The sequence below is a fragment of the Planomonospora sp. ID67723 genome (assembly GCF_015711605.1).
Classification (GTDB): Bacteria; Actinomycetota; Actinomycetes; order Streptosporangiales; family Streptosporangiaceae; genus Planomonospora_A.
In genome coordinates this window covers 310,093-328,396 of sequence record NZ_JABTEZ010000006.1, presented here as the reverse complement: position 1 = coordinate 328,396, position 18,304 = coordinate 310,093, and the positions used below count along the sequence as shown (strand labels likewise).

Genomic DNA, 18,304 nt, shown 5'->3' with positions numbered 1-18,304 from the left:
CAAGTGGCGCTCGTTCTCACGAGCATTCGCGCGGGACGGGCCGGAGAGGTGGCGCCGAAAGTGACGAACATCTGGCTCCCGTTCTCGCGGATAAAATCAAGGAGCTGGAGGCCGCCCGGGATGAGATCTCCCGCCGCATGGACCTGACCCCGGACCGGCGCCAGGTCGAGCACCAGGCCCGCGCCGAGCACGCAGACCACCGGCGCCAGGCCCCGCCACCGGAGCCGAAGCGGCCCACGCCCGGCCGTACGGCCAAGCGCGGCCGCAGCGCGGAGCCATACCGGCCGCCGCACTCCCGCCGCGACGGACCCGGTCAGGGCCGGCGAAGCGGTTTCGGCCGGTAATCCGCAGGCCGTACCGCCATCGGTAAGGCCAGCATTTCTGTAGGCGGAAATGCTGGCGGTACGCATGCACGGCCGCCTCGTCACCTCTGTCCAGGTCATCCTCGGTCGTTTCTTCGGCGAGAAAGGCCCGAAGCTATTCCTCCAGGGATAAGCCGAACCGGCGGATGCGGTCTGCTTCCTCTGGATCGCCTTGATCGGCCAACGCGGTGACCAGTTGGTCGGCCAGGCGGTCGGCGGAGAAGGAGTGGCCGGCGTCGATGTGGGGGCGTAGGACGGTGATGGCGCCGGTGTAGTCACCGCGCTCGGCCAGCACGCCGGCTAGTGTCCTGAGTCAGTAGTTCGTCTAGTGTTCGGTTATGGCGCGTCCTGGACCGAAGCTCGCACCACTGGATTTGACCGCCAACGAGCGGACAGAGCTTGAGCGCTGGGCGCGGCGACGCAAAGGCGCCCAGGACATGGCCCTGCGAGCCCGGCTGATCCTGGCGTGTGATGCGCCGGCGAGGACGGGCTCCCCGTCTCCACGAAGATCGTCGCTGATCAGATCGGGGTGTCCCGGGAGACGGTGTCGAAGTGGCGCAGACGGTTCCTGTCCGACCGGCTGGAGGGCCTGTCGGACGAGCCACGCCCAGGGCGGCCGCGCACCGTCAGCGACGAGCAGATCGCCGAGCTGATCGCGCGGACGCTGGAGACCAAGCCGAAAAACGCCACCCACTGGTCGACGCGGTCGATGGCTCGGCAGGTGGGCCTGTCGCAGTCGACGGTCTTTCGGGTGTGGCGGACCTTCGGCCTGCAGCCCCACCGCTCGCAGACCTTCAAGCTGTCGACCGACCCGTTCTTCGTCGACAAGGTGCACGACGTGGTGGGCCTGTACCTCGATCCGCCTGAGCGGGCCGTGGTGCTGTGCGTGGATGAGAAATCGCAGATCCAGGCCCTGGACCGGTCTCAGCCGGTGCTGCCGATGATGCCCGGCGTTCCCGAGCGGGCCACCCACGACTACATCCGCTCGGGAACCACGACGCTGTTCGCCGCCGTCGACGCGGCCTCGGGCAAGGTGATCGGTTCCCTGCACCGGCGGCACCGGGCGGTGGAGTTCAGGAAGTTCCTGATCAAGCTGGACAAGGAGGTTCCCGCGGATCTCGACGTCCACCTGGTTTGCGACAACTACGCCACCCACAAGACCCCCGTGATCAGGAGGTGGCTGCTTGCGCACCCGCGGTTCCACATTCACTTCACCCCGACCGGCGCGTCCTGGCTGAACCTGGTCGAGCGGTGGTTCGCAGAACTGACGACCAAGTGGATACGGCGGGGCGTGCACAGGTCGGTCCAGGCGCTGGAGAAAGACATCCGCGCCTGGATCACCATCTGGAACGAGGACCCGAAACCGTTCGTGTGGACCAAGGCGGCCGAGGAGATCCTCGACACTCTCGCCTCCTACTGTCGGCGAATTACTGACTCAGGACACTAGGCCGGGTCGCGGTACATCGGTGCCGGCTCTCCGTAGTGCACCCGTCGAACAGCACCGGGCAGGGCTTTGGTCAGAGCCTGGGACGCGTCGACGGAACATCCGACGGTGAACTCGACCTCCTCGTCGACCTCGCAGGCCAGGCACCAGGCCTGATCTTCGGGCCACACGAGGTGTGGGTCTTGATAGCCCCGCGCAGAGCCGTACCAGGCGAGGGCGGGCGCGTCGCTCAGTACGTCGACAGGGCCGGTGAAGAGCAGCATCTCTCGATTCGGAATGGCCACCTGTGGCGCTTCAGGAGCCGGCGGGCGCCCGCCCCACCCCTCCCAGATCGCCGCATATCCGCTGGACGGCGTGGCCGTGTATGCCGCGAGAGTCGCGAGTGCCACGCGAACGGCGCGATCTTCTCCCTCCGGGTCGACACTCTCCACCCCATGGGCAAAGGCGATACGCACGTACACGTCGAAGCCCGGTGGGCCGTAGCGAACAAGATCCCACCAATCGACATCAGCCCGGAGCAGCCATCGAGCCGCGTCGGCATTCGGAGCGGGTCGCACCTCGGTCATGTCCTCAGTCTGTCGCAACCGCAGGCGGTAACCGAGACGGGGCTTGAAATGCGCCCGTCAGCCGGTCAGCCCTGGCGGCGGACGGGTAACGGGAAGTCCTTCCCCGTGAATTGGCTGATGCTCATTCCTGGGCGGGCGGGAACCGCTTCAGCAAGGCCAGGACCCGCGCGTGGAACTCCCGATGGCTGATCGGCTTGAGGACGAAGTCGTCGGCCCCCGACCAGGCGGCCTCCTGCGCGGCGTTGTTGACACCGTCGCTCACCCAGGCGGTCACCATCAGCACCGCCGCCTCCGCCGTCTCGGGCGCGGAACGCAGCCGCCGACAGATCTCCGTCCCCGGCAGACCCGGCAGCCGCCAGTCCAGCACCACCAGGTCTGGGCGCACCTGCCGGGCCAACTCCACGGCTTGGGCACCATCCGCCACGGCGTGCACCCGGCAGTCGGCCTGCTTCAACAGCCGGACCAGCAACTCCCGGTGATCGGGGTCATCTTCGACGAGCAGCGCAACCGGCATGTCCCTCCCGTATCCCTCCACCGGCCCCTACCCCTGCGGGCCTCCTCATGAACCCCCTGACCAGGCGGTTCCCTAGGGCTGGGTCGATACAAGCCTGAGAGGCCTGCGGGAGGCGAAGCACTCAAGGGTCCAAAGAAGCGGGGTCGTCCACCCGCTGCGCGGCGCGGGAGGGGTCACCTGCACGCCAGGCGATGCCTACCGCACCGCGACTCTTGTCTCGGCGACAGACGGCCTACCGTCCGGGGATGAGCGGGAGGCGAACGACACGGGTCCGCGAACACATCCGAAGACTCAAGGACGGACGGACGATCAGGGTGCGGGCGCATGACCGCACCATCTCCCCGGGCGCCGTGGCGGCGGAGGCGGCTTCATCATCGCGGCCCTCCTCGCCTTCGCCCTGTTCTCATCGTGCAGTGCCTCTGTGGGTGCGCCTGAGCAATCACCGATTCCAACGGTGTCCACACAGACGCAGGGGGCATCGATGCCTGATCCGACCACTGAAGCCCCGCCGCCTGAGCCATCGACCGAACCCCCGCCTCCTGATCCCACCTGACCAGCGGTTGAGCCTGGCCGCTCGGGTTGGGCTTGTGCAAGGCCGCGTACCAGCGCCCCGACACTGCAAGGTGATTCCGGACAACCTACGGCGGTTCTGTCCGGACCTACATGGCGTGCCGGCAAGAAACGTGTCATGAGCCCCAAACGAGCATGATCAGGGGAACAAGTCCCAGGATCGGCCAGACCGTTTCTCTTCAGGAAATGGCCCTTCCGCGAAGTAATGTGGCTGCATGCTGTCCTCCACCTCCAGCGCGGCGTCCCTGCTCGCCGGGTAGGATCACGCCGAAATCACTTCACGAAAGGTGGTCGGGCTTCCCGAACGCCTCGATCCGGCCGACGACAGCCTCCCAGTCTGGACGGAGCGCTACCTCGATCTCGCCGTGCGCGGAGTCCGCTCAGCTGAGGTCACCGCCAAGATCTCCCGGCACCTGGAGCGCTTCGGCGCCTGGATCACCGGCGGCCTCGGGCACGACCGGCTCTCGGCCGTCACCCCGCGCGAGATCACAGCCTGGCGCGACCACCTGGCCGCCGCCGGCAACTGCGGCCGCGACAACATGCCCGCGCCGATGGCGCCAGCGACCGTCAACAACCACCTCGCGCACCTGTAGCGCTGTTCACCTGGATCACCCCCCCGAAGGGTTGCTGCGCCACGGCGACCCGACCAAGAAAGTCCCCCGCTACCACTGCCTGCCCCGCAGCCGCGAGCGCTGGCCGCCACCCAGGTGCGCACCGTCAAGAACGTCGTGGACCGGATCGAGACCTTCCACGAGCTCAAGGGCCGCCGTCACCGCGGCGCCGCCACACCCCGGGTGCACGCCCACGCTCGCCCGCTGCGGGACCGGGCCATCATCTACCTGCTGTTCGGCACCGGGCTGCGCCGCGCGGAGCTGGTCGGCCTGGACCTGGACCAGCTGGAGCCGGCCGTCCCCGAGCGGCTGCGCCAGGCCAAGAAGGCGCGCCTTGTCGGCGTGCGCGGCAAGGGCCGCACCAGCCGCACCGTGTTCCTGGGCCGCGACGCCCAGATGCCCGACCCCGACCGCAAGCTCGGCACCCTGCGCCCGCACGACGCCCGGCACACCTTCGCCTACGGCCTGTCGCAGGCCTCCGGCCACAACCGCGCCGAACTCGAGCGCCGCCTCGGCCACGCCAACGACCGCTACCTGCGCCTGTACACCAACCCACCCGACGACATCGCCGCCGACTACGTCGAAGGCCTATGACCGCGACACCTGGTCACACCTCAACACGACGGGCAGCGTAGCCATCCGCCCAGTCGACGATCCGGTCGGCGAGTGCTATGACGGCAGCCGCGACGCCGGGAGCGCCTGGACCGCCGGCTGCGTCGATGACGCTGAGTGTGAGCCGAGTATGGAACACCGCTTGGCCTGGCGTCGGTTCGACCAAGCTGTACCGATACCACATCACCATGGTGGTGGCGCGCTCCGCGCCGGCTGCTGATCCAACTCAACCGCCACCAGATCTCGGCCCGCCGGGGCGCGATCATCTGACGCGGCCACCATCGCCAGCGCCGTTGCGTTGCTTCCTGGACTTCCCGGTGGCGCCTACGACCCCGTAGCCGATACTCGGGCGCGACGCTCAGGAGTCGCGGCGGACATTCCTTCGCGGCGCGATGAAGACGGCCCAGGCGGCCACCCCCAGGCCCGGACCGAAGGTCGAACCTAGCCCGACACCGTAAGTGAAGTTGTCGAAAAAACCCCCGACGATGACGCCGACGAGGAGGCCGAAGGCAGCGCCAAATGCGATCCAGATCCCGAGATTTGCCCAGATCCCGAGACCTTCGGCGGGCGGGGGCGTGTTGTTGTTCGTCATTGCATCTCTCCTAAGGACGGGGGCGGACAGGGCTGACAATCTGGCGGCCCATCACGGCGGATGTTGGCGTTCGCGTTGTCCGGTGTCCGGCGGCAGCTCCACCCGCAGCAGATTCCCCGGGGTGATTTCCAGCGCTTCGGCCGGCGCGCGGATGTCGGATCGCCGCTCCAGCGGGCGGATGCCGCGCTCAATCTCAGACAGCCATCCCACCGACCGGCCGGTGAGGCCGGCCACGACCTGGAGCGTGAGCCCGCGGGCCTTGCGGCGCGGCGTGCGTTCTCGCCGATCCGGCGGGCTTCGTCCTTGGGAGTGGGCGCCATGGGGGACCTCCTGCTCTGGCTCCAGACTACGCGCGGCGGGTACGGCGGCGCTGGTCTCTCGGCGCTGTCGGCCGTTCGTCGTACCGTGAAGGACGAAGTCTTCCCCGCCGTCGTCCTGGAGGTCGCCGTGGTCCGCATCGCTCCGCCGGGGGCCGGCGCCTCCGCCAGCGCCCGCTACCGCCGCGAGCTCGCGGCCGACCGTCCCCGGATGCTGCTGGTGTGCCTGCTCGCGGCGGTGTCGGCCGCCGTGGTGGTGGGCGTGCCGCTGGGCTGGGTGGCAGCGGCGGTGCCTGGGCACCGACACCGAGCACCTGGCCGTACTCGCGACCGAGCTCGCCGACGCCTGGCGAGCGGTCACCGCCTCCGCCCCGGACACCGGTGAGCCGCCCACCGGATGGGAACCGGGTCTGGCCGACATCGCGCGCCGGATCGCCTCGCTGGCCGCCACGGTCAGCAGCACCGCCCACGGCCACCAGGCCACCGCCGCCGACTACCGGCACGCCGCCCGCGTGGCCGGAATTCGTCGCGGCGAGGCCTCCGCCGCGGTGGTCGACGAAACCTGACCGGTCCGGCGATGGAATCCCGGAAATGGAAACCCGTTTATGGGCTCACCTGGACGAACGGCACAGACATGCTCCGGGGAGCCTGCCGGGACGGCTCCGGTCGACCTGCCGCCGGCCCCGAGCGACACGGCGTCGACCGGCAGGCTGTTCTTCGGTCTTCGTCTTGGTTGTTCTCTGACGTAGGTCCGCGCCATCCCGCGCATGGAGATCCGGGCATGGAATCCCGTTGATGGGCCTGGCCAGGCTCTACGTCCTGGCCAGCACCGGTTCCGGCAGACGCCGAAGCACCGTCTCCCACATCATCCGGCCCACCTCATCGCGGCTCCGCTCCCGGGTGGCGTACCCGGCCGCCAGCAGGTGTTCCAGGGCGGTGGCCAGGGCCTCGCGGCCCTCGCCGCGCATCTGGTGGCGCGCGTCCAGCCCGGCGACCCCGCCGGTGACGACCACCTGGTGGGTTCCGGCCGGGGCGTAGGCGAGCTGCGCGGCCAGCAGTCCGCGGGCCCGAATTGATCGGCCAACTTTTTGATCACCGTGCGGGCTTGGCTTGGCTGGGCAACCGCGTCGTCGTACACCCCGATGAGGACGGTGTTGCCGGTCTTCATGCAGAAGACTCCACCAGCCCCCATCTTGCCGCTGATGATGCGGTCGTCTGATCAAACGACGAAGTACTTAGTACCACCGACGCGGATACCGTCCGTGATCAGGTTCGGGTCCTTGAACCCGGAAATGATCGCCCGCGTCTCCTCGGGGCTGACAGAGAGACCGGGGCTGGTGGCCCAGACGGTGCCGTCATGTCCACAGATCGCCGCCTTGGCGATGTAGCCGCTCGCTACCAGTTGCGCCACATGCGGTTGCCAACTGTCCACGATCCCAACCTCCCTCGTGTAGGTCCTCGCCGGACGCGGGACTCGTCACATTGACAATCTCATGCTGGCGCTCGCCCGTGAGGAAGTGGCCTCCAACCCGCGCGAAGATCCGAACCCCGAACAGCTCCTAGGCCGTTACGGCAGGACGCAGTCGTAGTTGCCGCCGATCAAATCCGTAATCCTGCAGTCCCCCAGAAGATCCACAAGCGGGGTCTGGACCTGGACGTCGATGTCGACGTCGGCAGCGTGCGCGGGGCTCGCCGGTCCAATCGCGATCAAAGCAGCGGTACCCAGGACAAGGCTGAGGATGGAAACGTTACGGCTGCGCATGCAGGACTCCTCATAGGTCGGGAAGACACTTCTCGTAGTGGATCAGTAACAAAGGGTGGTCGAGGCCGCTGCTGCGCGCAAGGCCTGGAAGGTGACAGATGAATCACTAGCCAGAGCGCTGGTCCACCCGCCGCGAGCGCCCGGAGCTGGCCGCGACCATCGCCCGGATGCAGGTGGGCGACACCCTGGTCATCTACAAGCCCGACCGCATCGCCCGCTCGGTGAAGGAGTTGCTCGTCTTCCTCGAAGACGAGCTCGCGCCGCGCGGCATCAACCTGCACATCTTGTCCGGGGTGTGCGCCGGGGTGCACCGGCCCGGCGGGCAGTCCATCGCCGACAAGATGCTGTTCCTGGTCGCCGCGATGGCCGCGGAGATGGAGCGCGACCTGATCCGCGAGCGCACCATGGACGGCCTGGCCGCGGCGGCCGCCCAAGGGCGCCGCGGCGGCCGGCCGCCGGCGATCGACGCCGACACGCTGGCGGCCGCCCGCGCCCGCCGGGCCCGCGGCGAAACCATCCCCGCCATCGCGCGTGCCCTCGGCGTCGGCCGCTCCACGCTGTATCGGGCGTTCGAAGACGACGACCCGCTCGTCGCCGTCCAGCGCCAGGAGACCGCCTCCCGCCCCATCGGCGACGGACCCGCAACCGTGCCCGTGCCCGGTCCGGCCGTCTGGGATTGGGAGCGGGTACGCCCGGCGCCGCGCCGACTGGCCGACGGCTACCGGGTGGCACAGCGGTCCGGCGACGGGCGCCGCTACCTCCTGCCGCCCGGCAGCGAGGTGCCGATCGGCTACGTCGAGACCGACGGCACCCGCTGGAGGGCCCGCACTCCCGAGCACGAACCGGTCGAGCTGGACGCCGTCGACGGCGCGCACGCCCGCCAGGCCGACGCCCTGGCCGCCTTGGCCCCCGCCCTGGCCCCTCACCGCGAGGGCTGAGCGTCGACCGGGGGCCGCCCACGTGGCCGCAGCGGCCCCCGCATCCCCCAGAACCCACGACGACCCGAAGGGACACCTCCATCATGGCGAAGTTCTCCACCGTCGCGGAGATCTGCGAGATGGTGCTGATCGCCGCACGACGCTGACCCCCGGAGGCCACCGGCATCGCCGAGGTGGGGTCAAGCGACGCGTTCACAGCCAGGGCCCGGCCCTGTCGCCGCGGGCCGCCCCCCACCCACTGTCAACGACCCGTTGACAGTGCGGGTGCGGTGCGGGTGGCCAGGCGATCGGCGCGCTGGGCGGCGCCCTAGCGGGTCGTGCCCAGGGCCTCGCCGTCGCTGATCACCAGTCGGAAGGTGGCCGGCTCGACGTCGTCGACCACCTCCAGGACCAGCAGGCCGCCAGACCAGGGCTGCCCATGACCGGTCAGCCTGGCCCGAGTACCCGACCCGCGCAGGCTTGGGGGAGCTGGGGACGGGCCGGGGGGTCGCGCGGCGGGGAGTGACGACGGTGCGCATGATCGATGATGTTGGTGCTCGTGTGCTCGCGTCAGGGGACGAGTAGGTTGATGGCGACGCCGATCGGGACGGACATGGCAGCGCCGAGAGCGAAGAACAGCCACTGTTGACGGCGCTCAGCACGGATGGTGGCTTTGGTCTCGCCGACGAGGATGTGTCGGATCTTCTCGGCCTGCTCCTGGTTGATCTCTAGGAGCCGCTGCTGTTCTTCGGCCTGAGCGATGATGGCTTCGCGTGCGGCCTGCTGGGCGGCGAGGTCGCGTTGGAGTTCGTCCATGAGCCGGGCGGCCTCGGTGAATGCGGCGTTGACGGCTGCGATCCGGCGGCCGAGGCGTTCGCGGGGAGGATCTTCGATCTGCTCAAGGCGGCGCTCAAAGCGGTGCAGGAACAACACCACAACGATGACACCAAGTACAAAGATGGCGAGGCTGACGGCCCACAGGCCTCCCTGCGGGGCTTCGCTGATGACGCCGGCATGGGAGGTGGATCCTGGGCCCGCAGGTGATGCCGCGAGCATGATCAGCAGTTTCCGGCGCATGCTCTGTATTGGAGCGTGAGCGGGTCGGCGGTGAGAGCGATGTGATCGAACCGCGACGAGGTTGTTGGTCGGCCCGCGAGGGAGGGCGGTGGCGCTCCGCCGATGAGGTGGAGGGCAGGACATGGACGGCCTGGCCGCGGCTGCCGTCCAGAGCCGCCGCGGTGGCCGGCCCCCGGCGATCGACGCCGACAAGCTGGCGGCCGCCCGCGCCCGCCGACAGCGCGGGGAGAGCATCCCGGCCATCGCGCGTGCCCTCGGGGTGGGTCGCTCGACGCTGTATCGGGCACTGGAAGACGACCCGGTCCCGGTCCCGGTCGCTGCCGCGTCGAGCACGGCGCCGCCCGCGGCCGCCTCCGCCGAGGGGGCGCACGCCGACGTCATCACCTACGCCCTGCACCGGAGTCTGCGCCCCCAGGTCCGCGCCGAGGTCATGGGCGAGCTGAGCCCGCGCGAGCGCGAGGAGGTCGAGGCCGCACTCGACCGTCACCGCGAACGCCTGCACCGGCAGCGCTGAGCAGACGATTGGCCGGGGGCCGCTTCGGGAACGGCCCCCGGACGACGCAATCATTTCTCATTTCCAGAACTTGACCTCGGGATAGCGCCGGGACGGCCTCTCCAGCAGTGGTTGAGGCCGTTGGCGAAGGTGCAGGTCGACGAAGGCGCCGACGTAGTTGCGGGTGATCTCCACTGCACGCGGGCCGGGGATCGGGCCGGGGCTGATCCGGTCGGCGAGCAACGGGAAGTCGCTGAAGGACAGGTGATCCATGCCCTCGACCGTGAGCCAGCGCTTCCACCCGGTCATGCGTGGCCAGTCACGCCCCCACGTGGCGTCCCGCCCACCGGGCTTGTGGCTGTTGGCTCCCATCATGAGGAACGGCCGGGAGAGTCCCCTGTCCGGGAGCGGGATGTGCAAGCCGCCGTCCAGGTTGATGCCGGCGCGTACCCGGGCATCGGTGAGCATGGTCCATGCCGAGCTCGCGCCGCCCAGGGAATGGCCCGCCATCGCGATCCGGGACGGGTCGATCAGGCGGGCGCCCTTCCACGCGGGGTCGGGCCCGAGCAGCCGGTCGAGCACGAAGGAGACGTCTGCGGCACGGCCTTTGGTGGCCTTCTTCCCGAAGCCGGGAGAGTCCAGGGATCGGCAGGCGACACAGGTGGTGGTGTGCCCGTCGGGGAAGGTCGTTCCGGCCGACTCGTAGGTGTGGTCGATGCCCGCCACCACGTACCCCCGGCTCGCCAGGTCCTCGGCCAGGGTCGTCAGCGAACTGCGGGGCGCGCCGAAGCCGGGTGACAGGACCACCAGGGGCAGGCGGCGGTTGTGTCCGAGCGCAGGGGCGTCGGTGAAGGCGTTGGTCCGTGCCCCGCTCAGCGCGTCGGCCGGCAGGCCCTCGATGTGCTGCTCCTTCAGGTTCTCCAGGAGCAGTTGCGCCTCCCGCGCCGTCATGTACGGCGCCCGCCGCCCCTGAGCGGTTCGGGAGGGATACCACAGCGAGACCATCAGCTCGCGTACGGTCTTCTCGGCCACCCACGGGTCGGGCCGGGACTCGTCGACCAGGTGCAGGCTGGTCGTGCCCACGGGATGCGGACCGGTGGGCTCGGACAGGACCAGGGCCGGGACGCGCTCGGCGGCGGCCGCCGCAGGCGCGGTGAACGTCAGCAGTACGACAGCGGCTGCCAGAGCGCTGCGAAGAACGGATGTCGGCATGTGAAGGATCTTCGCGGCGTCCGGCATCGGACGCTTCGGCCGAATGGGCGACCGGAGAACTGCGACTTTCGTGGATGGGGTACGACGGGGGTCGCAGGCAGGCGTTGCGGGCCTTCTCCGTATGGCTCTGCAGGCGCGAGGCAGCGGACTGGACATCCGGCAGCGAACCACCCCGGGGACGAGGACCGTCCTGACCGTCATTCCCGAAGCTGCACGATGGTTCCGAACAACCTCGGGTGGCCCCCTTCGGATCCGCACCGCGGCTCGCCGGTCAGCACCCGCGAGGGGGTACAGCCTTCTGCGACCGCTCGCGTGCTGGCCGACCCATGCGCTGGCGCGGCCGTACGCGAGGCCCTAGCCAACGGCCCCAGCCTCCCCGCCGGCGAGCTGCTGGCCGTGGCGGACGGCCGGACACCGCGATCCTGCGCGAGCACGTGGCTGGCGTCGACCCCGGCGCGGACGCCGTGCTCACACCCGAGGAGGAAGCGGCCTACCAGCGCCTGGCCACCCGTCTCAACGGCGTGTGGGGGCGGGGCAGCGCCGTCGACCGGCTCTTGTACTGAGCTACCCGCACCAGACGCCCCGCCCGGCGCGAGCCGTACGGCGGGGTGTCGCCATGTCCATGACTGGACCATCGCATTCGCGCCGGACCGCGGCGCCGTACTGCTGCAGCGGGCGGCCCCCGTCGTGCGCCAGGGCGCCGAGCTGTACGCGGCCGACCCCACCCTGACCGGCGGCCCGACCGATCGGACGCGGGAGCTGGACCTGCTGAGCGAGCTGGCCCGCCAGATCATCGCCCTGGTGCGCAGCGCCGCCACCGGCGCCGCCGCCTCCCGCTGGCCGGTCGAGAACCGGTGGGCCGATCCGCGCACCGCCGTTTTCTGATCTGGTCGCGGGCCGGGGTATGGAGCAAGCTGCACCAGGTCGTGCTCGACCGCCTGGCCGTGGCCGATCTGCTCGATCTGTCCCGCGTCGTGCTGGACTCCGCCTGCGTGCGGGCGAAAAAGGGGGCGACCATACAGGTCCGAGCCCCGTGGACCGGGGCAAGCCAGGTTCGAAGATGCACATCCTGTCCGACCGGTCCGGACTGCCCCTCGTGGTTGGTGTCTCATCTGGTATCGAGCAGGCCATAAGTCTTGGTACTTGCCGGGGCGGTGGGGTCATGCTGGGAGCATGGCCAGAAAAGGTCGCAGAGCCACGTTCGAGGAGGAGATCTTCGCGCTGAGGCCGCTGGAGCAGCGGTATGTCACCGGATCGGGTGGCCGAGGCGCCGGGCGTGGGCCGCGAACCGATCTTCCGGTGGAACGCCAGGTGCGATCGGGCGGCACCGAGGCGTTGCGGATCAAGAAGGCGCAGGGCCGGCCACGACGGCTGCCACCGGACCAGGAGCAGACCCTCAAGACCGAGGGCCGGTTGCGCCTGTTCTTCTTGCCCGCCTACGCACCCGAGCTCAACCCCGATGAGTCGGTCGATCAGAACGTCAGGGCGCGGACGGCCCGCGCGGCGGTGGCCGATGAGCACGAGCCGGCCGCGGCCATGCGTTGCGGCATGCGCCGGCTGCAAAAAGCGCCCAGACATCGCGGGGGCCTTCTTTGCCGGTCCTCATCCGGCCCACATCAGCCCGTAGCGCCAATAGTCCCCAAACTTATGATCAGCTCAGTATGACTCGATTCTTGACCTGCGGGCAGAACCGGTCTGCGCTCAGCCCGGCGTGGCGCCGACTGCAGCACCTCTGGTGCCGGCGTTCGCAAATGCGGTGCCCGTAGTCGTTGCGTGCTCGGGCTGCCGGGCCCGGCGGCCGCCCCAGACGAACAGATAACGGCGGATGATCTGCACCGTCGGCGCGGTCAGCGGATGGAAGGTCACCACGATGTGCTGGCCGATGCCGTCGGGGGCTTCGCGCACGATGGTGACTTTCCCGATATGGCTCAAGACCCCGGTGCTGAGCACCACCTGGATGTGCAGCTCCTCGCCTACGGCGATGTCGGAGGCCGGCGCCCAGCAGCGCAGTGCCTTTTCGCTCAGGTCCAGCAGTGTGCTGTCGAAGGTGACGGCGGGCTGGGCGGCCAGGGTGGAGATGCGCATCTTCTCCCCGCCGCCGCCGCGCTCGTGCTGGCGGCGGCCGGCCTGGCGCGGCTCACCCAGCGGACGCAGGCGCCAGCGCTCCGATGAACCGGTGGTGATGTCCTCCAGCAGGACCGGCAGCACGACGCGACCGCCCTCGTCGATCCAGAACACCGTCAGGTGGCTACCGACCTCGGCGGCCACCAGCCTCTTGGCGTCGGCGGGCGCGGCGATGACGATCGCGTCATGGGTGATCGCCTCCAGCCGGGAGCGGTGCCCGCTGTCGTCATCGACGCAGACATACAGGGCGCTTTTCGGCAGGGGAAGCTGAGTCATGAGACGACACCCTTGTGATCACGGGGAATGAGGATGAGAGCGGAGCCTGCAGCGGGCGGCGCGGTGGCGTTGTCCGCTACCGGCCCGCTCGGCTCACGCCCCTATGGGGCCTGTCGGATGGTGCACTCATGCAGGGTAGGCGAGCACATTGTGTGCTCCGCCCATCACTTAGAGCGTTTTCCGTTCGCCCGACGCGAGGGCCGGGGGTGTTGCGGGATGTCTGCACCAACGAGCACCGCGCCCGCCGAAGCGGCGGGGCCCGCGCCGATGCGCTCCCCGCCTTCCCGCCTGTCCCGAAGACGATCACTTCAGGGGCGCCGGAAACTTTGGGACTGCTCGAGATCACCCCGAATGTGACTATAAGTGTACGAATAGCTACTAGGGGTAGCTAGAGCTGTAGACCCCCGGAACATGACAACGGCGACCTTCACAGAGACAGGGATGGCATGATCAAGATCGGGATCGTTCTGGGGAGTACCCGGCCCGGCCGCATCGGACAGGCGGTGGCGCAGTGGGTGTACGATTTCGCCGCCAAGCGGACCGATGCGAGCTTTCAGCTGGTCGACATCGCCGACTACGGCCTGCCGCTGCTGGATGAGCCGGTGCCGCCGTCGATGGGCCAGTACAGCAAGGAGCACACCCAGCGCTGGGCTGCCAGGATCGCCGAGTTCGATGGCTACGTCTTCGTCACCCCGGAGTACAACCACGGCCCGTCCGGAGCGCTGAAGAACGCCCTGGACTACCTGTACGCCGAGTGGAACAACAAGGCTGCCGGGTTCGTCGGTTACGGCAGCGCCGGAGGCACCCGCGCGGTCGAGCAACTGCGGCTGGTCATGGCCGAGCTGCAGATGGCGACCGTACGCAGCCAGGTGGCACTGTCGCTGTTCACCGATTTCGAGAACTTCTCGACCTTCAAGCCGGCCGCCCACCACGAACAGCCCTTGGCCACGATGCTTGACCAACTGGTCGCCTGGAGCCAGGCGATGAAGTCGGTGCGGGGACAGCACCACATGGAAACGTACCGCTCCTAGCCCACGCTCGTGACGCCTGCCCCGGCGCTTACACGACGGTGCCGCGCCCAGTCGCAGGGCCTGCCTTCACGCAGAGGGCCGTCCTGAGAACGTTGGATTCCGGGCCGGCGCACAGGCAGGTGAAAGACCGATCAGCGCCGTCCGGCCATCGGTGCCACACGGCCGGCTGCGACGTCGAAGCCGAGTATCGGGTACCGGGAGAAGCCCTCTGGGGTCATCAGCACCGGTTTGCCCAGACGACGGCCGATCGCCCGCAGGAAGCCGCACAGCACGTCCAAGCGCTCCTGGCCCTGCAGGTCCCGGAGGTCGACATCGAAGTCGATGTGCTCTTCCGCGTGGGGAAAGAAGTTCACCAGGATGCCGGGGTTCGGCCAGACCTTCAGCACGCGGCCGGCCTGGTCACGCACGGCGAACATCGCTTCCGCAGGGGGAATCCGAAGCACGATGCCGTCGACCGAGTATTCGTGCCGCCAGCCGTTGGAGCGCACGAGGTCGAAGACGGCCTGCCAGTCCTCAGCCGAGGTGCCCGGGACGCGCCCGTCCGGCAGCACGCCGTTCGTCTCGGGGTCGAAGAGGTCCTCGATCTCCTCCCACCGCAGATCCGTCACCGCTTCATCATGCCGGACGCCGTCAGCGGCCCGATACCACTCTGCTCGGTACTCGCGGGCTGTCGCCGGCCCGGAGCGGTCGTCACAGCGCATTCATCCCCTTGGGATCGGTGGCTGTCGGGGCCGGGCCCGAACAGAGCTCGACTGCTTCGTTGACGCGCCGGATGCGGCACGGACAGGCCACCGTGACCAGAAGCGGTCAGCGCCTGGGGTCTTCTGCGTTCTCGTTCACCCCGGTGGCTCGCGGCCGGCGGAGGGCCCCGCAACCGCATGCGCGTCCACCAGATGGACCGCCACGACCAGGGCCTGGGCGTGGTTGCCGGAGGAGACCGTTACCGGCCCGCTCGCCCGTGTACGCCCGGCGCCCCGGCCGCGACGGGCCAGCCGGCGAACGCAGATGTGACTTTTTTCACGCCCACCCTGGGATCCGCAGCCTTCGAATCGGTTGCGGTCGATAACGCCGTATTCCAAGCTCGACGAGGATCCACAGACGAAAGGCGGCCCGCATGCGCACCCTCAGCCCGGACGAACTCGACCGCCTGATGCGCTCCCACCACCGCCTGAGAGTCTCGATGCTGGTCACGATCGCCGTGATCATCGCCGTGCTCGTCCTCCTGGTGCTCGCCGACGTGCCATTCCCCTCCGGAGTCGGTGTGGGCCTCGGCGTGGGCGTCGGGTTGCTCCTGCTCGTCCCGCAGCGGCGCCTGCTGAAGGAACTGGGGCTCAGCAATGTGCAGGCGAAGGCGATCATCGAAGCCGAGCGGGAACGCCGCAGCGGCCTCGCCGACCTTCCGCCGGAGGCACGGGCCAGACGTGAGGCGCGGCGGGCGGCGGTCTTCCTGGCCGCGGGCCTGGTCCTGGTGGCCGTCTTCGCCGTCTCGGCCGTCTACTTCGTCGGCCAAGCCGGCCAGACGGTGGAGGAGGACGCTCCGACCGACCCGTGGTTCGCCATCAGCTTCTTCGCGGGCTTCGCCGCCCTGTGCACCGGACCCGCCTTCCTCTGGCAGGCGAAGCTGCACAGGGAGAGCGCCGGCTCCTGGCGTGCGGCGGCCGGGGACGACACCCCCTGACGGACCCGGTCTCACATCCGCGAAGCGGGGCCCGCTCCGGACGGTCCCGGCGAGCCGGGCCCGGATCGAAAACGGCCCGCACGCCCCGGCCATCCCTCACGCCGTCGACGAGCGATTCGGTGACGCGACACCGGGATGTCGAGCTGGGCAGCCGACGACTACTACGGCGAGCATCCCCGCGCACCCGGTCGCCCATCATCAGGACGGAACCGGCGGAGGGGCGGACCAGGTGAGCCGGAAAGGGGCGCGCCGCAGGTCGGACGAATGTACGGCGTGCGGATCACCGACTGCCCGATTCCGCCTCGGCCGCCCGGACGCGAGGTTACTGCCGGTCCTGGGTGTCCCCGGAGGGGTGGGCGTGCGCGAGGGCCGCGCCAAAGCAGAGCGACAGCGCGAGCCCCAGGAGGAGGTTGTGGAGGGCGGCGCCGAGGCCCATTCCGATCGCGAGGCCGGAGGCCATGCCGGCGGTCCGGTCGGGGACGGTGTTCTTCGCCGTGTCCTTGCCGGGGTTCTTCGCGTTGTTCGTCATGGCTCGATCTTCGGAGAGGAGGACGGGCCCGGCGTAGACGTCGAAATCACCAGTAGGTGATGACAAAAGTCATGACGCTCGCCGTACGTTCGCCTGACCTGCGGCGTACCCCTTTCCGACCTACGCTCACCGATTTCCCGTCTTCCCGGCTTGACCCTGCCCCTAGGTCAGGGTTCGACGATGGCTTCATGACCAACAACGCACTGCACACCGTCGAAGCCCCCATCCGCGAGCGGATCGCGGCCTACTGCGAGGCCAACGGCGTTCCCGGGTTCGTCACCGGCGTCTACCACGGCGGCGAGCAGATCATCGTCGCCCACGGCGCCGCGAACGTCGCCACCGGCGCACCGATGCTCCAGGACACCGGATTCCTGCTCGGCTCCGTCACCAAGGTCCTGACCACCACGCTGGTCCTGCAGCAGGCCGATCGCGGGCTGCTGGACCTCGACGCACCGGTCGTGAAGTACCTTCCCGAATTCGCGCTGACCGTACCGGGTGCGGCGGACAGGATCCTGGTCCGGCACCTGATCGGCCACACCAACGGCATCGACGCGGACCTGTACTTCCCCGGCGACAAGGGCCACGACGCCCTGAAGGCCTACGTCAAGGGCCTGGCGAGCAGCTGCGGCACCCTGTTCGAGCCCGGCGAGCAGCTCAGCTACTCCAACGGCGGCATGATCGTCGCGGGCCGCCTGCTGGAAGTGGTGACCGGCCTGCCCTTCCACGACCTGCTCGCACGCGAGATCTACGCCCCGGTCGGCATGAAGGACTCCAGCACCTCCGCCGAGCAGGCCATCCTGCGCAGCACGGCAGTCGGCCACTTCCTGGACCTCGAGACCATGGCGCCCAAGCCCACGAACATGTTCACGCTCCCCGACGCCTGGGGCCCGGCCGGTGGCACGCCGATCGGCACCGTCGCCGACCTGCTCGCCTTCGGGCGCACCCACCTCGCGGGCGGGGTGTCCCCGTCCGGCACGCGCGTCCTTTCGGCCGAGTCGACCGCCCTGATGCGGCAGGTCTCGTACGACATGGACAGCCCCAACACCCCGCCGATCGGCCTGGGCTGGGTGCTGTACCCGTTCGGCGACACGACCGTGCTGGCCATGTCGGGCGCCTCGCCCGGCGGTGTCTCCCTCCTGTGCGTGCTCCCGGAGCACGACCTGGTCTTCACCGCCTACGGCAACAACCCGGGGGCGATCATGCTGCAGGACCAGATCCTGCAGTGGCTGCTGAGCGAGCACCTCGGCGTCCGGATCCCCGCTCTGGTCACCGGACCGGAGCAGGACATCGATCTGACCCCCTACGTGGGCACCTACCGCTCCAACCAGCTCCGCGTCGACGTCAGCATCGTCGACGGCCAGATCGAGGAGCGGACGACCTACGAGCCGGCGGACGAGTCGCAGGAGCGCATCTTCACCGAGTTCGCCGGCGGCACGACCTCCGCCCCGCCGCAGCGCTACGTGCCGATCCGGCCGGGCCTCTTCGCGCCTGCCGGCTACCCGCTGGAGGCGTTCGACGGCTACCTGCGGCTGCTGCTCGTCTCCTTCCACGACGTCCGCGACGGCCAGGCGCGCTTCCGCAACGGCGGCGGCCGCCTGACCCGCCGGACGTGACCCC

23 protein-coding genes and 3 pseudogenes are annotated in these 18,304 nt (G+C 69.4%); 13 read left to right on the top strand and 13 right to left on the bottom strand.

The window, feature by feature from the left end:
• Window positions 1–477: 477 nt before the first annotated feature.
• Window positions 478–657, bottom strand: a complete 180-nt coding sequence (locus HS041_RS36115) for a hypothetical protein (RefSeq protein WP_196445374.1) — start codon at window positions 655–657, stop codon at window positions 478–480.
• 43 nt (window positions 658–700) lie between these two features.
• Here HS041_RS36115 and HS041_RS36110 point away from each other — a divergent pair.
• A pseudogene (locus HS041_RS36110) lies at window positions 701–1,809 on the top strand (IS630 family transposase).
• Here HS041_RS36110 and HS041_RS36105 read toward each other — a convergent pair.
• On the bottom strand, window positions 1,806–2,372 hold the full coding sequence (locus tag HS041_RS36105; RefSeq protein ID WP_196445373.1) for a hypothetical protein: 567 nt from the start codon (window positions 2,370–2,372) through the stop codon (window positions 1,806–1,808). The pseudogene HS041_RS36110 and the gene HS041_RS36105 sit on opposite strands and share 4 nt — an antisense overlap.
• Window positions 2,373–2,493: 121 nt before the next feature.
• Window positions 2,494–2,886 carry a response regulator transcription factor gene (locus HS041_RS36100; RefSeq protein ID WP_196445372.1) on the bottom strand — a complete coding sequence of 131 codons (393 nt, stop codon included), beginning with the start codon at window positions 2,884–2,886 and terminating at the stop codon, window positions 2,494–2,496.
• A gap of 857 nt (window positions 2,887–3,743) precedes the next feature.
• Between HS041_RS36100 and HS041_RS36095 the strand changes: the two genes are divergently transcribed.
• Together HS041_RS36095 and HS041_RS36090 are read left to right on the top strand one after the other, a co-directional pair.
• The gene (locus HS041_RS36095) at window positions 3,744–4,049 is read left to right on the top strand and encodes a hypothetical protein (RefSeq protein ID WP_196445371.1); all 306 of its coding nucleotides are present in this window, start codon (window positions 3,744–3,746) and stop codon (window positions 4,047–4,049) included.
• Between the two features lie 114 nt (window positions 4,050–4,163).
• A complete protein-coding gene (locus tag HS041_RS36090; RefSeq protein WP_196445370.1) occupies window positions 4,164–4,661 on the top strand; it encodes a hypothetical protein in 498 nt (165 codons plus the stop codon).
• A 376-nt stretch (window positions 4,662–5,037) separates the two neighbouring features.
• Here HS041_RS36090 and HS041_RS36085 read toward each other — a convergent pair whose 3' ends face one another.
• Complete coding sequence (locus tag HS041_RS36085) at window positions 5,038–5,271, bottom strand: hypothetical protein (RefSeq protein WP_196445369.1); 234 nt, start codon at window positions 5,269–5,271, stop codon at window positions 5,038–5,040.
• 51 nt (window positions 5,272–5,322) lie between these two features.
• Entirely contained in the window at window positions 5,323–5,616 is a 294-nt protein-coding gene (locus HS041_RS40315; RefSeq protein ID WP_307845633.1) for a helix-turn-helix domain-containing protein, read from the bottom strand.
• Window positions 5,617–5,676: 60 nt separating this feature from the next.
• Between HS041_RS40315 and HS041_RS40310 the strand changes: the two genes are divergently transcribed.
• Window positions 5,677–5,973: a hypothetical protein gene (locus HS041_RS40310; protein ID WP_196445367.1), complete on the top strand. Its 297-nt coding sequence runs from the start codon at window positions 5,677–5,679 to the stop codon at window positions 5,971–5,973.
• A 427-nt stretch (window positions 5,974–6,400) separates the two neighbouring features.
• Here HS041_RS40310 and HS041_RS40305 read toward each other — a convergent pair whose 3' ends face one another.
• The 3 genes and pseudogenes from HS041_RS40305 to HS041_RS36060 form a co-directional block, all read right to left on the bottom strand.
• Entirely contained in the window at window positions 6,401–6,601 is a 201-nt protein-coding gene (locus tag HS041_RS40305) for a hypothetical protein (RefSeq protein ID WP_307845634.1), read from the bottom strand.
• Between the two features lie 68 nt (window positions 6,602–6,669).
• Window positions 6,670–7,020 (bottom strand): annotated as a pseudogene (locus HS041_RS40300) (profilin); the annotation flags it as partial.
• 135 nt (window positions 7,021–7,155) lie between these two features.
• Window positions 7,156–7,350: a hypothetical protein gene (locus HS041_RS36060; protein ID WP_196445364.1), complete on the bottom strand. Its 195-nt coding sequence runs from the start codon at window positions 7,348–7,350 to the stop codon at window positions 7,156–7,158.
• Window positions 7,351–7,490: 140 nt separating this feature from the next.
• Between HS041_RS36060 and HS041_RS39635 the strand changes: the two are divergent.
• Window positions 7,491–7,778 (top strand): annotated as a pseudogene (locus HS041_RS39635) (recombinase family protein); the annotation flags it as partial.
• Entirely contained in the window at window positions 7,755–8,288 is a 534-nt protein-coding gene (locus tag HS041_RS36055; protein ID WP_255530258.1) for a helix-turn-helix domain-containing protein, read from the top strand. The pseudogene HS041_RS39635 and the gene HS041_RS36055, both read left to right, overlap by 24 nt.
• A gap of 549 nt (window positions 8,289–8,837) precedes the next feature.
• On the opposite strand, the gene HS041_RS36050 is transcribed toward HS041_RS36055, so the two are convergent.
• Complete coding sequence (locus HS041_RS36050) at window positions 8,838–9,344, bottom strand: hypothetical protein (RefSeq protein WP_196445362.1); 507 nt, start codon at window positions 9,342–9,344, stop codon at window positions 8,838–8,840.
• A 121-nt stretch (window positions 9,345–9,465) separates the two neighbouring features.
• Here HS041_RS36050 and HS041_RS36045 point away from each other — a divergent pair, with 121 nt between their 5' ends.
• On the top strand, window positions 9,466–9,858 hold the full coding sequence (locus HS041_RS36045; RefSeq protein WP_196445361.1) for a helix-turn-helix domain-containing protein: 393 nt from the start codon (window positions 9,466–9,468) through the stop codon (window positions 9,856–9,858).
• A 57-nt stretch (window positions 9,859–9,915) separates the two neighbouring features.
• On the opposite strand, the gene HS041_RS36040 is transcribed toward HS041_RS36045, so the two are convergent.
• Entirely contained in the window at window positions 9,916–11,049 is a 1,134-nt protein-coding gene (locus tag HS041_RS36040) for an alpha/beta hydrolase family protein (RefSeq protein ID WP_196445360.1), read from the bottom strand.
• Window positions 11,050–11,483: 434 nt separating this feature from the next.
• Here HS041_RS36040 and HS041_RS39630 point away from each other — a divergent pair, with 434 nt between their 5' ends.
• The 3 genes from HS041_RS39630 to HS041_RS36030 all read left to right on the top strand — a co-directional run bounded on the left by HS041_RS39630 (window position 11,484) and on the right by HS041_RS36030 (window position 12,714).
• Complete coding sequence (locus tag HS041_RS39630) at window positions 11,484–11,612, top strand: hypothetical protein (protein WP_255530239.1); 129 nt, start codon at window positions 11,484–11,486, stop codon at window positions 11,610–11,612.
• A gap of 124 nt (window positions 11,613–11,736) precedes the next feature.
• Entirely contained in the window at window positions 11,737–11,934 is a 198-nt protein-coding gene (locus HS041_RS36035; protein WP_196445359.1) for a hypothetical protein, read from the top strand.
• A gap of 288 nt (window positions 11,935–12,222) precedes the next feature.
• Entirely contained in the window at window positions 12,223–12,714 is a 492-nt protein-coding gene (locus tag HS041_RS36030; protein ID WP_196445358.1) for a hypothetical protein, read from the top strand.
• Window positions 12,715–12,750: 36 nt separating this feature from the next.
• Here HS041_RS36030 and HS041_RS36025 read toward each other — a convergent pair whose 3' ends face one another.
• Window positions 12,751–13,449 (bottom strand): PilZ domain-containing protein, encoded by a 699-nt coding sequence (locus HS041_RS36025; protein WP_196445357.1) that lies wholly within the window; start codon window positions 13,447–13,449, stop codon window positions 12,751–12,753.
• Window positions 13,450–13,895: 446 nt separating this feature from the next.
• Between HS041_RS36025 and HS041_RS36020 the strand changes: the two genes are divergently transcribed.
• Window positions 13,896–14,480 carry an NADPH-dependent FMN reductase gene (locus tag HS041_RS36020; RefSeq protein WP_196445356.1) on the top strand — a complete coding sequence of 195 codons (585 nt, stop codon included), beginning with the start codon at window positions 13,896–13,898 and terminating at the stop codon, window positions 14,478–14,480.
• 131 nt (window positions 14,481–14,611) lie between these two features.
• On the opposite strand, the gene HS041_RS36015 is transcribed toward HS041_RS36020, so the two are convergent.
• Window positions 14,612–15,181, bottom strand: coding sequence for a hypothetical protein (locus tag HS041_RS36015; RefSeq protein WP_230880260.1), 570 nt, complete (start codon window positions 15,179–15,181; stop codon window positions 14,612–14,614).
• Window positions 15,182–15,594: 413 nt separating this feature from the next.
• Here HS041_RS36015 and HS041_RS36010 point away from each other — a divergent pair, with 413 nt between their 5' ends.
• The gene (locus HS041_RS36010; protein ID WP_196445355.1) at window positions 15,595–16,158 is read left to right on the top strand and encodes a hypothetical protein; all 564 of its coding nucleotides are present in this window, start codon (window positions 15,595–15,597) and stop codon (window positions 16,156–16,158) included.
• A gap of 322 nt (window positions 16,159–16,480) precedes the next feature.
• Here the strand turns inward: HS041_RS36010 and HS041_RS36005 are convergent, their stop codons facing one another.
• Window positions 16,481–16,687: a hypothetical protein gene (locus tag HS041_RS36005; protein ID WP_196445516.1), complete on the bottom strand. Its 207-nt coding sequence runs from the start codon at window positions 16,685–16,687 to the stop codon at window positions 16,481–16,483.
• A gap of 188 nt (window positions 16,688–16,875) precedes the next feature.
• Between HS041_RS36005 and HS041_RS36000 the strand changes: the two genes are divergently transcribed.
• Window positions 16,876–18,300, top strand: coding sequence for a serine hydrolase domain-containing protein (locus HS041_RS36000; RefSeq protein ID WP_196445354.1), 1,425 nt, complete (start codon window positions 16,876–16,878; stop codon window positions 18,298–18,300).
• The last annotated feature ends 4 nt before the right edge of the window (window positions 18,301–18,304 follow it).

Bases quoted from the DNA above. Each gene is read 5' to 3' on its own strand.
- HS041_RS36010 (WP_196445355.1), top strand. From the start codon at position 15,595: ATGCGCACCCTCAGCCCGGACGAACTCGACCGCCTGATGCGCTCCCAC.
- HS041_RS36085 (WP_196445369.1), bottom strand. From the start codon at position 5,271: ATGACGAACAACAACACGCCCCCGCCCGCCGAAGGTCTCGGGATCTGG.
- HS041_RS36030 (WP_196445358.1), top strand. From the start codon at position 12,223: ATGGCCAGAAAAGGTCGCAGAGCCACGTTCGAGGAGGAGATCTTCGCG.
- HS041_RS36040 (WP_196445360.1), bottom strand. From the start codon at position 11,049: ATGCCGACATCCGTTCTTCGCAGCGCTCTGGCAGCCGCTGTCGTACTG.
- HS041_RS36100 (WP_196445372.1), bottom strand. From the start codon at position 2,886: ATGCCGGTTGCGCTGCTCGTCGAAGATGACCCCGATCACCGGGAGTTG.
- HS041_RS36005 (WP_196445516.1), bottom strand. From the start codon at position 16,687: ATGACGAACAACGCGAAGAACCCCGGCAAGGACACGGCGAAGAACACC.
- HS041_RS36015 (WP_230880260.1), bottom strand. From the start codon at position 15,181: ATGCGCTGTGACGACCGCTCCGGGCCGGCGACAGCCCGCGAGTACCGA.
- HS041_RS36045 (WP_196445361.1), top strand. From the start codon at position 9,466: ATGGACGGCCTGGCCGCGGCTGCCGTCCAGAGCCGCCGCGGTGGCCGG.
- HS041_RS36055 (WP_255530258.1), top strand. From the start codon at position 7,755: ATGGACGGCCTGGCCGCGGCGGCCGCCCAAGGGCGCCGCGGCGGCCGG.
- HS041_RS36025 (WP_196445357.1), bottom strand. From the start codon at position 13,449: ATGACTCAGCTTCCCCTGCCGAAAAGCGCCCTGTATGTCTGCGTCGAT.
- HS041_RS36020 (WP_196445356.1), top strand. From the start codon at position 13,896: ATGATCAAGATCGGGATCGTTCTGGGGAGTACCCGGCCCGGCCGCATC.
- HS041_RS36050 (WP_196445362.1), bottom strand. From the start codon at position 9,344: ATGCGCCGGAAACTGCTGATCATGCTCGCGGCATCACCTGCGGGCCCA.
- HS041_RS36000 (WP_196445354.1), top strand. From the start codon at position 16,876: ATGACCAACAACGCACTGCACACCGTCGAAGCCCCCATCCGCGAGCGG.
- HS041_RS36105 (WP_196445373.1), bottom strand. From the start codon at position 2,372: ATGACCGAGGTGCGACCCGCTCCGAATGCCGACGCGGCTCGATGGCTG.
- HS041_RS36060 (WP_196445364.1), bottom strand. From the start codon at position 7,350: ATGCGCAGCCGTAACGTTTCCATCCTCAGCCTTGTCCTGGGTACCGCT.